The organism is Anaerovorax odorimutans, assembly GCF_024459955.1.
Taxonomy (GTDB): domain Bacteria; phylum Bacillota; class Clostridia; order Peptostreptococcales; family Anaerovoracaceae; genus Hominibacterium; species Hominibacterium odorimutans_A.
This window is the reverse complement of record NZ_JANFXK010000151.1, coordinates 1-261: the sequence shown is the minus strand read 5'-3', so window position 1 is coordinate 261 and position 261 is coordinate 1. Positions and strand designations below refer to the sequence as shown.

At 46.7% G+C, this 261-nt stretch carries 1 pseudogene; it reads right to left on the bottom strand.

What is annotated here, in order from left to right:
• Window positions 1-261 (bottom strand): annotated as a pseudogene (locus NE619_RS19400) (hypothetical protein); the annotation flags it as partial.

The window sequence follows — 261 nt, the reverse complement described above, 5'->3', positions numbered from 1 at the left end:
CAAAAGAGGAAAGGGGCACCGGTGCGATGGCCGTATACATGTACAACTTAAAAAAACGCCCATAGACGCTCATAATCATAATGAAACTCAATACGGTAATGAAAAGGCTGCCAATCAAGGTTACGGCCCACAGCGGGATACTTTCAAAGAAGCCGCAATCCTCTACTGCTGTGACAATCTCGTTTGGGAGCATGGTTTTCGTTGCGGAGCCAAACCCGGACGATTTCATAATGGTGCTCACCACACCTTGAGCAATTTTGA